At 41.9% G+C, this 13,612-nt stretch carries 15 protein-coding genes; 11 read left to right on the top strand and 4 right to left on the bottom strand.

The window, feature by feature from the left end; all coding sequences use genetic code 11:
• Window positions 1-51 precede the first annotated feature (51 nt).
• The 3 genes from V7L29_RS10905 to V7L29_RS10895 all read right to left on the bottom strand — a co-directional run bounded on the left by V7L29_RS10905 (window position 52) and on the right by V7L29_RS10895 (window position 1,191).
• Entirely contained in the window at window positions 52-231 is a 180-nt protein-coding gene (locus tag V7L29_RS10905; RefSeq protein WP_334735467.1) for a hypothetical protein, read from the bottom strand.
• Between the two features lie 103 nt (window positions 232-334).
• On the bottom strand, window positions 335-637 hold the full coding sequence (locus V7L29_RS10900; RefSeq protein ID WP_334735466.1) for a helix-turn-helix domain-containing protein: 303 nt from the start codon (window positions 635-637) through the stop codon (window positions 335-337).
• Entirely contained in the window at window positions 634-1,191 is a 558-nt protein-coding gene (locus V7L29_RS10895; RefSeq protein WP_334735465.1) for a hypothetical protein, read from the bottom strand. The genes V7L29_RS10900 and V7L29_RS10895 overlap by 4 nt, the downstream gene beginning before the upstream one ends.
• A gap of 118 nt (window positions 1,192-1,309) precedes the next feature.
• Between V7L29_RS10895 and V7L29_RS10890 the strand changes: the two genes are divergently transcribed.
• From V7L29_RS10890 to V7L29_RS10860, 7 genes are all read left to right on the top strand, one after another.
• Window positions 1,310-1,534, top strand: coding sequence for a ribbon-helix-helix domain-containing protein (locus tag V7L29_RS10890; protein WP_334735464.1), 225 nt, complete (start codon window positions 1,310-1,312; stop codon window positions 1,532-1,534).
• A 295-nt stretch (window positions 1,535-1,829) separates the two neighbouring features.
• Complete coding sequence (locus V7L29_RS10885) at window positions 1,830-4,073, top strand: type I restriction-modification system subunit M (RefSeq protein ID WP_334735463.1); 2,244 nt, start codon at window positions 1,830-1,832, stop codon at window positions 4,071-4,073.
• A complete protein-coding gene (locus V7L29_RS10880; protein ID WP_334735462.1) occupies window positions 4,070-5,218 on the top strand; it encodes a restriction endonuclease subunit S in 1,149 nt (382 codons plus the stop codon). The genes V7L29_RS10885 and V7L29_RS10880 overlap by 4 nt, the downstream gene beginning before the upstream one ends.
• 23 nt (window positions 5,219-5,241) lie before the next feature.
• Window positions 5,242-5,658: a XisH family protein gene (locus tag V7L29_RS10875; RefSeq protein ID WP_334735461.1), complete on the top strand. Its 417-nt coding sequence runs from the start codon at window positions 5,242-5,244 to the stop codon at window positions 5,656-5,658.
• The gene (locus tag V7L29_RS10870; protein WP_334735460.1) at window positions 5,646-5,981 is read left to right on the top strand and encodes a XisI protein; all 336 of its coding nucleotides are present in this window, start codon (window positions 5,646-5,648) and stop codon (window positions 5,979-5,981) included. Before V7L29_RS10875 ends, V7L29_RS10870 begins: the two co-directional genes overlap by 13 nt.
• Window positions 5,982-6,631: 650 nt before the next feature.
• A complete protein-coding gene (locus tag V7L29_RS10865; protein WP_334735459.1) occupies window positions 6,632-8,356 on the top strand; it encodes a type I restriction endonuclease subunit R in 1,725 nt (574 codons plus the stop codon).
• A gap of 39 nt (window positions 8,357-8,395) precedes the next feature.
• The gene (locus V7L29_RS10860) at window positions 8,396-9,844 is read left to right on the top strand and encodes a type I restriction enzyme endonuclease domain-containing protein (RefSeq protein ID WP_334735458.1); all 1,449 of its coding nucleotides are present in this window, start codon (window positions 8,396-8,398) and stop codon (window positions 9,842-9,844) included.
• 12 nt (window positions 9,845-9,856) lie between these two features.
• Here V7L29_RS10860 and V7L29_RS10855 read toward each other — a convergent pair whose 3' ends face one another.
• On the bottom strand, window positions 9,857-10,066 hold the full coding sequence (locus V7L29_RS10855) for a hypothetical protein (protein ID WP_334735457.1): 210 nt from the start codon (window positions 10,064-10,066) through the stop codon (window positions 9,857-9,859).
• Window positions 10,067-11,183: 1,117 nt separating this feature from the next.
• On the opposite strand from V7L29_RS10855, the gene ndhL reads away from it, so the two are divergent.
• The 4 genes from ndhL to V7L29_RS10835 all read left to right on the top strand — a co-directional run bounded on the left by ndhL (window position 11,184) and on the right by V7L29_RS10835 (window position 13,595).
• Complete coding sequence (ndhL, locus tag V7L29_RS10850; protein ID WP_334691763.1) at window positions 11,184-11,396, top strand: NAD(P)H-quinone oxidoreductase subunit L; 213 nt, start codon at window positions 11,184-11,186, stop codon at window positions 11,394-11,396.
• A 24-nt stretch (window positions 11,397-11,420) separates the two neighbouring features.
• Window positions 11,421-11,732 carry a DUF3007 family protein gene (locus V7L29_RS10845; protein WP_334735456.1) on the top strand — a complete coding sequence of 104 codons (312 nt, stop codon included), beginning with the start codon at window positions 11,421-11,423 and terminating at the stop codon, window positions 11,730-11,732.
• 131 nt (window positions 11,733-11,863) lie between these two features.
• Window positions 11,864-12,691, top strand: coding sequence for a tryptophan synthase subunit alpha (trpA, locus tag V7L29_RS10840; RefSeq protein ID WP_334735455.1), 828 nt, complete (start codon window positions 11,864-11,866; stop codon window positions 12,689-12,691).
• 235 nt (window positions 12,692-12,926) lie between these two features.
• On the top strand, window positions 12,927-13,595 hold the full coding sequence (locus tag V7L29_RS10835) for a heterocyst differentiation related protein (protein WP_334691724.1): 669 nt from the start codon (window positions 12,927-12,929) through the stop codon (window positions 13,593-13,595).
• Window positions 13,596-13,612 lie beyond the last annotated feature (17 nt).

Raw genomic sequence — 13,612 nt, 5'->3', positions numbered from 1 at the left:
CAGTTGACGAAGGTATTAAGTTTTGCAAGTAGTATTTTATGCAGTTTGGTCTTACTGTTCCAGCATCACATTGAAAATTAGTGTAAAACTCAAGCTGGGGATAAGCCTACGTAAAACTTGTAAATGAGCTTCTGCATCACTGCGGCGACGAAAACGAGCTACAACTTGGTTTTGCATATTAGGTAAAAGCCGGACTATACACCAAGGACTGAGCTTTTCAAGATAAGTCATCGAATTCTCCTAGTAAAATCTGTAATTTCCAAGACAAAAGCCAGCCTACTGTGACGGTGGCTGGCAAGAAATATCATTTTGATATTGAAATTAGATTCAGTTTCTACTCACTCTTATCTGGAAAACACATCTTCTGCAAAAGTTCTTCGGGAATCTCCTCAAAGTGTTCCAGCAAAAAGTTCATCAGTGCAAAGTGGCGTAAATCGGCTGACATGGGACGGCGGTAGTTTTTACCTCTAGCAAACCAGCGTCGAACTGTAGACAGGGAACGATCGCAAATCTGCGCCATTTGTTCATGGTTCACTTGCCATTTGCAGTAAAATTGCTTGGGAGTCATACCCAATTGACAATAACTGTAGAATTGCATCAAATCTTGCTCTTGCTGCTTGAGTGGATGAGGATTCATAACTTTGTTTCCTCTCTGATTGGTTCTAAATCTTCTTCCCAAGCAATATCGGCAGATGTCCAAGCTGCACTGCGACTGTCTTTGCTCAACCAAATCAGGTAGCACCAACTCCAGCAGCAGCGATGATAAGCAAAGCTATAAAATCGACCAATGACAATGCCCCAGTCAGTATCACTTTGGGCAGAGATCCAACGCAAGCGATCGCCATATAAAAATCTGGGTGTCTTCGCTACATCAGGAAAGTTGACAGGAAGCTCAATAGATGCATCTGGATATTTCAGGTTAATCAAGCCTGGGACTATATCTTGGTTACTGTGCCGGATGAGATTGAGATAAGCAGCAATCAACTTACTATTGATACTCTGAGTTAACTGAGAAATCAAAATCGCAGCTAGAGTTTCTATTTCTTGCTGCTGGAGTTGCATCCAAGTGCTATCAAAGTCAGCATCAGAGTAATTTTTGAGCTTTGCTAGTAATTCTGTAATGCCGAAATCATCTAAAGCTTGTTGATAAGCTCTGTGTTCATCTGTTTTGTAGCTAACAGGCTTTAACATTGTATATGTCTCCTGTGATATGGGGGCCAAAAGCCAGCATCCGCCCTGAGAAAGTTGATGGCTGGCTTTTGACTTATCTGTAATTATACGCTAAAATAAAGTGTTTTTGTTTTAATTAGTGTATTTTAATGTATTTAATGCAAAAACAAACAAAATCGCTTATGATGCTGACATGGGAAAAGTAACTGTAACTCTTTATATGGAAGAAGAAGACAAAGAAGCCCTGCAATTGTTGGCTGATGCAGAGGAGCGTTCTTTGTCTCAAATGGCAGTGTTAATTGTGAAACGAGCAATTAAACAAGCTCAGAATGAGGGTAAAATCCCACCAAGTCAGGGGAAATGAGGTGTAAACGCTTAGTGGGTTTGAGTTGCGATCGCCTAGTGTGTCAAGAAATAATTAACGAATAGATTTGCTGTAGAGACGGCGATTTATCGCGTCTCTCTCCAACCGTCTGATCGTTGTTGGGACGTTATTTTAGGTTAAAAAATTCCGCTCAAGGAATTAAATGTGCTAAGTATATTTGTTTGGGCTAGCGGAAAAATAACAGATTCCCTGGTTGCCAGAACAGTTAATATGTAAATTCATAATTTTTTAGGCGAAGTAGACAGTGATAATTTCGCCTAAGCGCTAACAAACTATGCTCAATATCAGTCAACTTGAATCTTCCTTGTGGGAAGCCGCAGACCAACTCCGTGCTAACTCAAAACTCAATGCTAATGAATACAGTATGCCCGTACTTGGGCTAATCTTTCTTCGCCATGCGACAAATCGCTTCAATGCAGTAAAGACGGAGATTGAAAAGAGTTTACCATCGCGGGGTGGAAAAAAACGCCCAATTACCAAAGATGACTTTAAAGGAAAGTCAGCAATTTTTTTACCAGAAGAAGCTCAGTACGATCGCATCTTGAATTTGGCAGAAAACGCAGATATTGGCAAGGCGATCAATGCAGCCATGAAAGCGATTGAGGATGAAACTGAGATGTTGCAGGGGGTGTTACCGAAGGAGTACACCAGTTTTGAGCAGGATTTGCTGTATAATTTAGTGCGAATTTTTGACCGGGAAGAGTTACGGAAAGCCACAGGTGATGTATTTGGGCGAATTTATGAGTATTTTCTGAATAAATTTGCCATGAGTGGCGCACAGGAAGGAGGAGAATTTTTTACACCACCTTCTTTGGTACGCACAATTGTAAATCTGATTGAACCTGACCGGGGAAATGTCTTAGACCCTGCTTGTGGTAGTGCGGGTATGTTTGTGCAGACGGGACATTTTCTCGAAAATCGCGGTGAGGATGCAGCTGCAAAAATTACTTTTTACGGACAAGAAAAATCGGACACTAACACTCGTTTGGCGCGAATGAATTTAGCGGTTCACGCTTTAGAAGGGATAATTCGCCAGGGTAATACTTTTTACGATCGCTGGGAAGAGTTGCTAGGTGAATGTGATTTTGTCATGTCTAACCCGCCGTTTAATGTCGATGGGGTAAGTCCAGAGAAGGTGAAAACTGACCCCCGGCTGTTTACTGAGAAAAAGATACCAGGAATTGCTGCGAAAACTAAAGCAGTGAGCAATGCAAATTACTTGTGGATACAGTATTTTTACAGTTATTTAAATGAGCGAGGTAGAGCCGGGTTTGTAATGGCGAGTTCTGCATCGGATGCGGGACATGGGGAAAAGGAGATTCGAGAGGAGTTAATCGCTACTCAAGCGGTGGATATGATTGTTTCTATTGGGACAAACTTTTTTTACACAAAATCTCTACCTTGTACATTGTGGTTTTTCGACAAGGGAAAACCAGCAGAACGCCAAGACAAGGTATTGATGATTGATGCGCGAAATATTTATCGGGTAGTGACGCGCAAAATCCGCGATTTTAGTGAAGAACAACTCCAGAATATCACTGCGATCGCTTGGTTGTATCGTGGTCAGCAAGAACGTTATTTAGGGTTGGTGCAAGATTATTTAAACAAGACGCATCAAGAAGCGGCGACTATTGAAGGTGCGTTGATACAGTTGGAGTCACCTTTAACTAAGTTGACACAATTATTGCAGAATTTTAGCGATCGCCTTGGTGCTTCGCTTCCTTTATTAAAGGAGTTACCCGAAGTTGAGGGATTAGTTGCTGAAGATATCGCCAATGAGAATGTAGAGACTTTCCGCGCTAGTTTGTCTGAGTTAGAGGCGGGAATTAAAGAATTGGCTGAGGCGAGACAAGATTTAATTGGTGAATTACAAGTGCATCTTGCATGGTTTGCAGAGAATAACCTAACCCCCCTACCCCCCTTCCCTACAAGGGAAGGGGGGAAAGATAATTACTCCCCTCCCCTTGTAGGGGAGGGGTTGGGGGAGAGGTCAATCAACGAAGCGCAAAAAGACTGTGCAACAAGGTTTATACAATTTATTCCCCAATTGAAAACCCTGCAAAAGCACATCAACGAAGTGCATAAACTCGGTACTCGCGCTGTGGAACTGGCGGAGAAAAAGTTAGACGCACGTAAACAAGAAACTTGGGACGCGAAGGAAATTAAAAAACAACGTGATGCACTGGATACAGCGCGAGACACAGCTATTTCTGCTATTAAGTCTACGCTGTATGTGAAAGCGCAAGTTAGCTGGTTACAAACTCGGTTTCCCGAAGCGGCGTTAGTTGATGTACCGGGGTTGTGTAAAGTGGTAACGCAGGATGGAATAACCCAGCAAGATAGTAGTTTAACACCTGGGCGTTATGTCGGTGTGACCGCTTTGGATGGGGAAGATGAAGATGATTTTAAGGAGAGAATGCGGGAAATTCATTTAGAGTTGGCGAGTTTGAATGAGGAAGCGGTGGAGTTAGCGGCGAGTATTGCGGCAAACTTTGAGGAGTTGACAATAATAGGATGAGTTGGTCAATTGTTGAACTGGGAGATTTAGCAGAATTCAGAAATGGTATTAACTATAATCAAAATAATTTTGGTAGTGGGATAAAAGTTGTTGGTGTAGTGAACTTTCAAAACTATATTAAACCTCGATATAACGAATTAGAAGAAGTTAATCCTGAAGGAGTAGTTAAAGAAGAAGACATACTTCAAAATAATGATATTTTATTTGTTCGCTCTAATGGGAATAAAGATTTAATTGGTCGAAGTTTGTTTATAGAATCTCCTCCAGAACCAATTACATTTTCAGGTTTCTGCATTCGTACAAGATTTACTTCAAATCAAGCATTTCCTAGATTTTTTGCATATCTTTTCAGGTCTGACCTTATCCGAAAAACTCTATCAGCGTATGGTGGAGGTACGAATATTGCAAATCTCAATCAAAAAATTCTTAGTCGCTTACAAGTTCCTCTTCCTCCGCTACCCACCCAACAACGCATAGCTGAGATTCTTTCAACTTATGATCGCCTCATCGACAACAACAACCGCCGAATAGCACTGCTGGAAGAATCCATCCACCAGCTTTACAAAGAATGGTTTGTGCGATCGCGCTTCCCTGGCTACGAGTCGGTGAAGGTAGTTAATGGCATTCCAGATGGGTGGAGTCGTGTAGAGTTTGGTGAAGCTTTGATACTTCAGAGAGGTTTTGACCTTCCAAGTAAAAATCGAAAGTCTGGAGATGTCCCTGTATATGCATCAACCGGAATTAATGGATTTCATGATACACCTAAAGTAAAAGCTCCTGGTGTTGTGACAGGAAGAAGCGGAACAGTAGGTTCTGTAATGTATGTACAGAAACATTTCTGGCCATTGAACACAACATTATGGGTAAAAGAGTTTAAAAAGGTTACACCACCTTTTGCTTATTGCTTACTCTCGCAGATGGACTTAAACAGCTATCAAGCAGGTGCAGCCGTACCAACTTTAAATAGAAATGTAATCCACGAAGTTAAAATTCTTCTTCCTAGCGAACAACTCCAACGTAAGTTTGATAATTTTGCTAATTCAATTCTTATACAGATTGAGATATTAAAAAAATATAACTATAATCTTCGCCAAGCCCGCGATTTACTCCTCCCTCCCCTCATGAACGGAAGCATCGCCGTGTAGAAAATCCTTTATAATGCTATATCATGCCAGCCAGAGATATCTTTCACAACGCAGTCAAAAAAGGGCTAGAAAAAGAAGGGTGGAAAATTACCCATGATCCCTTACCCGTCAGTTTCGAGTTAGGGGATATGTACATAGACTTAGGCGCGGAAAGAATTCTAGCAGCAGAAAGAGAGGGTGAAAAAATTGCTGTTGAAATTAAAAGCTTTTTTAAAACATCTGCAATTTCTGAATTTCACACAGCTTTAGGACAGTTTATTAACTATCGACTAGCATTGTCTGAACAAGAACCAGACCGTACTCTCTATTTAGCAGTTCCCATTGATACATATACTTCCTTCTTCACCATCAGACTTGTACAAAATATTATTAAAACATATCAGCTTAAATTGATTACTTATAAACCTGTAACGGAGGAGATAGTTGAATGGATAAACTAAAAAAATACGAACAAATAATTCAGCAACTTCTCCAAGAATACGCTGAAATCTCCAGTCAAGATCCAGAAATTGAAACCCAATTAAATTTTGACACAGAACGTCACCACTATCAACTTGTAAATGTCGGCTGGAAAAATGACCGTCGTGTTTATGGTTGCTTTTTACATCTAGACATCAAAGATGGTAAAGTTTGGCTGCAACACAACGGTACAGAAAATGAAGTTGGAGAAGATTTAGCAAATTTAGGTATTCCCAAACAGGATATTGTCATCGGCTTTCATTCGCCATTTAAGCGCCAATTTACAGATTATGCTGTGGGTTAAATATCAGCTGCTATCTAGATAGCCAACTTCTACCCGCCGGGAAGCCACCCTACAGGTAGTCTACAAGCAGTCGCGGTTCTAAATCCAGCGATTAGTAAGTGACATTACACCCTACTGATGAATTTTCTATTGCATCACTTTAGTAAATTACTCAAATGAGAAAGCAATATGGCTTTTTGCTTGCTGAATCTACCGAAATCAGAAAGCAAACTCCAGTTTGAGAAAGCAATATGTCTTTTTGCTTGCTGAATCTACCGAAATTAGAAAGCAATATGGCTTTTTGCTTGCTGAATCTACTGAAATGAGAAAGCAATCAAGCATTTTGAGAAAGCAATAAGCCTTTTTGCTTGCTGAATCTACTGAAATGAGAAAGCAATCAAGCATTTGAGAACACAATCTGCCTTTTTGCTTGCTGAATCTACTGAAATGAGAAAGCAATCAAGCATTTTGAGAAAGCAATAAGCCTTTTTGCTTGCTGAATCTACCGAAATGAGAAAGCAATCAAGTATTTTGAGAAAATAATAAGCCTTTTTGCTTACAGAAAAGTTCAAAAAGAGAAAGCATATAAAATTATTTTGAAGGTGATACTTGCTACTTACCCAATCCCAAAGCTATCAATAGAATAGCGACCTGTATCACCTATCACCCCCATGAGTTCCGAATATTCCGAAGACCGCCTGGTGCAACAAACTACCGCTAATTTCTTTGAACAAACCCTGAAATGGCACTCAGTTTACGCATACAAAAAAGAAACCTTCGGCACTAACGGTACACTAGGACGCAAAGATAAACGAGAAGTTGTCCTCACACGCTATCTTCGCCAAGCACTGGAGAAACTTAACCCTGGTCATCCACAGCAAGTATACGACGATGCGACCCTTGCATTCACCACATCCAATATTTCAGACCAATTAATCACCATAAACCAGAAAAAATATCAACTCATCCGCGAAGGTATCCTAGAGAAACCCTACAAAAACTCAGAGGGTGAAACCATCAATCCCCGCCTGAAAGTGATTGACTTTCAAAACCCCGAAAATAATCATTTCCTGGTTGTGCGGGAGTTATCTATTAAAGGTTCTCTCTATTCCAAACGGCCTGATATCATCGGTTTTGTTAATGGAATTCCTTTACTATTTATTGAACTTAAAGCCACCCACTGCAACGTCAGAGTCGCTTACGAAAAAAACTACACCGATTACAAAGACACTATCCCGGAAATTTTCCATCACAACGCCATAGTTATGTTGAGTAATGGAATAGAGGGGAAAGTAGGTAGCATCACCAGTCGCTATAGTCATTTTCAAGAATGGAAACGTCTAAAGGAAGAGGAAAAAGGTAAAGTTGACTACCAAACAATGTTAATCGGGATGTGCCGTAAAGACAATTTCCTCGACATCATCGAAAACTTCATTCTCTTTGATGACAGTAGCGGTAAAACTATCAAAATACTGACTCGTAATCACCAGTTTCTTGGTGTTAACCGCGCATTTACCGCCGTTCAACAGCGAGAAGTCCGAGAAGGTAAACTTGGCGTTTTTTGGCATACTCAAGGTAGCGGTAAATCTTACTCAATGGCATTTCTGACTCGCAAAGCCCACCGCCAATTACCAGGTAATTTTACCTTTGTTATCGTCACAGACCGCCAAGAATTAGATAATCAAATTGTAAAAACCTTTGCTGGCGTTGGTGCTATCAAAGAGACTAACACCCAAGCCGCCAGTGGTGAAAAATTAGCTGAATTACTCAAAGACAACCATCGCTACGTTTTCACCTTAATTCACAAATTCAACAAACCAGGTGAGATTTACTCCCTGCGTCCCGATATTATCGTCATTTCCGACGAAGCGCACCGTACCCAATACGGTAAACTTGCGGAAAATATGCGTTTCAGCTTACCCAATGCATCTTTCATCGGCTTTACTGGTACACCCTTAATGGAGTCGGAAGAAGACCAACTTACCCGTCGAGTTTTCGGCGGTTACGTTTCCACCTACGATTTCCAACGTGCTGTCGAAGATGGTGCAACTGTTCCTCTGTACTACGACAATCGAGGCGAAGAATTATATTATGACGACAAAGGTAGTCAACGCCAGGTTGCAGCTTCGGAGGAATTAAATCAACGCCTCGCTACTGCGATTGAACAATTTGACCTCGACGCGGAACAAGAAGAAGCTGTCTATCGCCGCTTGGGGGGAGAATATCTCATCCTCACCGCCGAAAAACGTTTAGATCGAATCGCCCAAGACTTAGTAGCTCACTATACCCAACGTTGGCAAACAGGAAAAGCCATGCTTGTTTGTCTAGATAAGATTACCGCCGTGCGAATGTACGGACTTATCGATAAATACTGGAAACAAGCAATACAAGCATAGAAACAATTAGTCAAACAAGCTGCTGATGAACAAGAAGAAGTGGAACACCAGCAACATTTGCAATGGTTGCAGTCAACGGAATATTTAGTTGTAATCAGCGAAGCTCAAAACGAAGTTAAAACTTTCAAAGATTGGGGTTTAGATATAATTCCCCATCGCCAAATTATCAAAAGTCGCAATCTAGAGGAAGAATTTAAGAACGAAAAACACCCTTTCCGTTTTGCGATTGTCTGCGCCATGTGGTTAACAGGCTTTGATGTCCCCAGCCTTGCCACATTATATATAGATAAACCCTTGCAAGGACATACTCTCATGCAAGCGATCGCCCGTGCAAACCGCGTCTATGAAGGGAAAAATAACGGCTTATTAATTGATTACAACGGTATTTTAACAAGTCTCCGTGCTGCCCTAGCAAGATACTCTCGTGCAGAAGTTGGAAGTGAAGATGAAAGTATCACACCTTACAACGACCTAAATCAATTACAAGAAGATTATGCGATCGCACTTCAAAATTGTATTGACCACATCGCCAATCTAGGGTTTGACTTGCAAGAATTGGTAGAAACAGCAGGATTTGATAAAATTGCTGCTTTAGCAAGTGCAGTTAATACAGTTTGTACTAACGATGAATCTCGCGCTCGCTTTGAAGTTTTAGCCAGGGAAGTCTTTAAAAAGAAACAGGCGTTAATTACTGAACCGAAATTAACAGCACTTTACCAAGGAAGATATAACGCCATAGAGCAAATTTACAAATACTTACACGAACAACACAAAATATCTCTAGATATCAACGCTGTCCTCCGTTCCTTACAAGGTATTGTTAGCGAGTTCATCAACGTTGATACTTCCCGTCTTCCAGGTTCAGAGTCAGGCAAAACTTACAATATCAGCAAGATAGACTTTAAGTTATTAAAAGCAGAATTTGCCAATTCCCCAACTAAAAATACCTCAGTCCAAACCCTGAAAGAAGCAGTTGAACGCCAACTTCAGCGAATGATACAACAAAACCCATCTCGCATTGACTACTACACGCGCTATCAACAAGTTATTCAAAACTATAACCGCGAAACTGACCGAGTAGCCATTGAACAAACATTTGAGGAACTGCTGAAACTTGTCAATGACTTATCTGAAGAAAACACCCGTGCTGTCCGCGAAGGTTTAAGCGAAGAACATCTTGCCGTTTTTGACTTGCTTTGCTCATCTAAAGATAATTTGGATACCAGAATTAGAAACCGCGTCAAACAAGTTGCTCAGTCTTTAATTGAAGCCGTGAAATCACAATTACAGCAACTAGAAAACTGGCGAGATAAGGAATCTACAAGAGCCACAATTAAAAGTTTTATTTACGATTATTTATACAGCGAAGACACGGGTTTACCTGTAGATGCCTACGATGATAGCGATGTAGACAACCTTAGTAATATAGTATTTCTCCATGTTTATCAGCAGTATAAAAGTGCTAATAAGCATTCTTATGCAGCGTAATAGTACTTCATATTACTCGCTAAAGCGTTTGAGGTTTTGGTGTAAGAGTTCGTGAATGCGTTGGCGTAGCCCGCCGCAGGCATCGCACCAAAAGAGAATCACAGTTTGTCCTTGACAAAGTGCTTCTAGGGCAGCTTGTTTATCAAACTTTGCCATTTGCAAAGGTTCAGGACTTACGCAAAAAGGCAGTGAAAGCCTTGATTTATCGTAGGGGCAATTCATGAATTGCCCCTACATTTCGTACTTGATGCGTAAGTCCTAAGGTTGTTCATGCGATCGCGTGGCTAATAACATTAGCCGCTTCATCTTTTTAAATTTTTAATGGGGGTGGAGGGACTTGAACCCACACGACCTTTTACGGTCAACGGATTTTCATTCTCCCGCAGTTTTCACTGCTACCTGATGGCAATAGCCAACTCAGGTTTTGAAAATTGGACTCTCCCTTTACCCTCGACTTAACGTTAGGGTAGCTCCCGTCGGGTCTCTGCACCTTCCGAATAGTTAGGAGTTAAGAGTTAGGAGTTTTGAATTTACTCAGTACTCAGTACTCACGACTTTTTTCGGCTTGGCTCAGGATTGCCATGTCTGTCACCAGATTTAGGTTTCCCTGAGTTTGAGAGCTGCCACTTGAAAGATTTCTCCTCCAAGGCTCAGTTATCTAAGTCCGTAGCGTCTACCATTCCGCCACACCCCCGTTGGTGTTTGGCAACTAGTATAACTAGTTATTTTGTGAAGGCAGCAAATACCTCCTCATCTATTCCACCATCAATTGTGTCTTTTGTCCAACTAGATTGAAAATATTTTTTCCAGATTTTGCGATTGTTTTTCAAAGTTGAAAGTCTTGTTTGTTTCCTCGTAATATCTCAATGAGTTTTCGCTATTGTCTGACTAGAGTATTTGTTTGCTAGAGAATTTACCATAATAGCACGATATTAGCTTTTGTTATGATGTCCGTTGAATTGCCTATAGTAAAAGTACTCTAAAGAGCCAAAGCTGCGCTTTGGCTCCTCTAAGAGCTTGCAAGGTGGGGTTTTGAAGAATTCTGGTTAATTGAGCGGACATAATATAGCGGTTTGCAGTTGAGTCGAATACAGACCTAACCCCCAACCCCTTCCCTAACAGGGAAGGGGAGTAAGATTCAAAGCCTCTCTCCTCTTAGGAGAGAGGTTTGGAGAGAGGTCAAAACTGTACTGCACTCAAACGAGAACCGCCATATTGTCTGTCATCTGGACATAGACGAGGAATTATGGCGCAGTTATGTTGAAAGCATTATGACTATACTTCTCTAAGTCTGGCTCTTCAGCCTATGATGGAAAACAGATGCTTAGACAAAAAAGTTATGATTGTCGCCCTGCTGTATCTGATTTTGGCTGGAGCTTACCTTCTAGTAATCCCCGTTGCTATCTTGCTGTACCTGAAGCAGCGTTGGTATGTAGCTACCTCCATCGAGCGTACCTTTATGTACTTTTTGGTGTTTTTCTTCTTTCCGGGTTTGTTGGTTCTATCGCCGTTTGTAAATTTTCGACCTCAACGGCGACAAATTCAAGTTTAACGAGATTGGTAGGTCATAACTCTCATGCGACGGATTGACGCTATTGGAATTGGCTTGGGTGTTTTTATTGTCGGCGGCTTGGCATATGTAGGATTGCAGCTAGTCGGTTTGGATAATCAGAAAGCTGGTATATGGAGCCAAGTCTTACTAGTCAGTGGGTTAGTTGGCTGGTTAGCCAGCTATTTTTTCCGTGCGGTGGGACAAAAAATGACCTACCATCAACAGCGGGAACAGTATGAGCAAGACTTTCTGCAAAAGCGGCTAGAAGAGCTTACTCCCGAAGAACTAGCGCGAATTCAAGCCCAAATAGAACAAGAAGAGCAATCCCAGGTGTAAAGTTATCATTGGTCAGTTGTCGTTTGTCCTTTGTTAGTTACGAATTACCAACGACTAATGACCAAGCGCAAAGTCTGATCGGAGAAACCTCTGCTCAGAATTTTGTAAGAATGACTAATGACTAATGACTAATGACTGCAATTTCTGATTGCTTTGAAACCCTTAAGCAAAATCGTGAGTGCGCTCTGATTCCGTTTATCACTGCTGGCGATCCAGATTTAGAAACAACAGTAAAAGCGTTGCAGGTTCTAGATCGCAGTGGAGCCGACATTATAGAACTGGGCATACCCTACTCCGATCCTCTGGCGGATGGGCCAGTAATTCAAGCTGCTGCTACCCGCGCCTTGCAAAAGGAAACGAAATTAGAGCAGGTGGTGGAAATGTTGCAAGGGATTACTCCTAAACTGCGATCGCCCATTGTCCTGTTCATCTATTACAACCCAATTTTGCACCGTGGGATTGAAAAATTTCTTGGGCAAATTGCTGCTGCTGGGGTCTCAGGATTGGTAATACCTGATTTACCTTTAGAGGAAGCAGCAGGCTTGCTCCAAGCAGCTAGTAAGATGGGAATTGACGTAATCTTGTTGGTCGCTCCCACCAGTTCTGCCCAACGCATAGAAGCGATCGCTCGTTCTTCCCAAGGATTTATTTATTTAGTCAGCGTCACAGGGGTTACAGGGATGCGATCGCAACTGGAAAACCGCGTGTCTGATTTACTCAAACAAATTCGTAGTGTTACTGATAAACCCATTGGTGTAGGCTTTGGCATCTCCGAACCTACCCAAGCCCTTCAGGTAAAGGAATGGGGTGCAGATGCAGCGATCGTGGGTAGCGCTATTGTAAAACGGTTAGCCCAAGGGACACCAGAGCAGGGACTTTCGGCGATCGCCGAATTTTGCCAAAGTCTTAAGGCAGCCATCAAGACCACTAACACCAGCACAAATACTCCTCTTGATTAGACGGGTAAGTAGATTAAGAAGTATAACGGCGCAGTTTTTCTATCCTTACTTGGTAGACAATTTGACCGTTATGGTTTTGAATATTAACATCAGATATCAAGATGTAAAAAAAACCAGCTGATACGGTCGCTTATAGTTTGAGTATTATGTGAAATCGAGTAGGCATAATTTATGAGTGTGAGAGTGAGTCAGTCACAAATGGTTATAGTTACGTCGCAATCAAGGAGCAAAGGCGATGAGTGAGAGTATGGCATTTATCGGCGGAGTGGCCGTAGCTGGGCTGGCGGCTCTGGTATTGCTCAAAGGAACAAATATTCCCCTACAATCTAACTTCGCTGTTGCTCCGCAAATGCCAGGTACTGTAGTAGCGCCCCAAGGAATGCAGCCACAAATGTATCCTTACGGGCCTTATGGGCAACCAATGTATCCTAATCCTAATCAGCCATCAGTTGCTCCTAATACTGACCAGCGTCTAGAGATGGAGAAGCTGAACACGCAGATGCAGCTGGAGCGTTTAAAAAACGACAATGAACAGTTAAAGTTGCAAAATCAACAACTCCAAGGCCAAGTCCAAAATTTCAATACTCAGCAGCAGTGGCAATTAGCCCAGCAGAATAACCAACAAAAAACAGCAGCAACATTCCAACCGCAAAATACTTGGTGGTCTTCACCCGTGCTTTGGGCTGTGGGAGGTGCAACTCTCACTATTGGTGGTGGTGTTGTTGTCGCTGGGGTATTGGCTTTATTCTCACCACGGCAGCGTCCAGCCCGTACTGTACAAGTGATTCACCCTTACCAAGGAAATACGCCACCCTTGGTTCCGGTACGCCGTGCCGAGTTTCTGCCTGCTTCGCGGATGGAAGCAAGACGAGTTGAAACCCCGGAATACGACGAAATGCAGTAATAGGGAAAATAAAACCA

It is taken from the genome of Nostoc sp. (genome assembly GCF_036916575.1).
Taxonomy (GTDB): Bacteria; Cyanobacteriota; Cyanobacteriia; order Cyanobacteriales; family Nostocaceae; genus Nostoc.
Note: the sequence above shows the minus strand (reverse complement) of the source record. Positions and strands in the feature narration are given on the sequence as shown.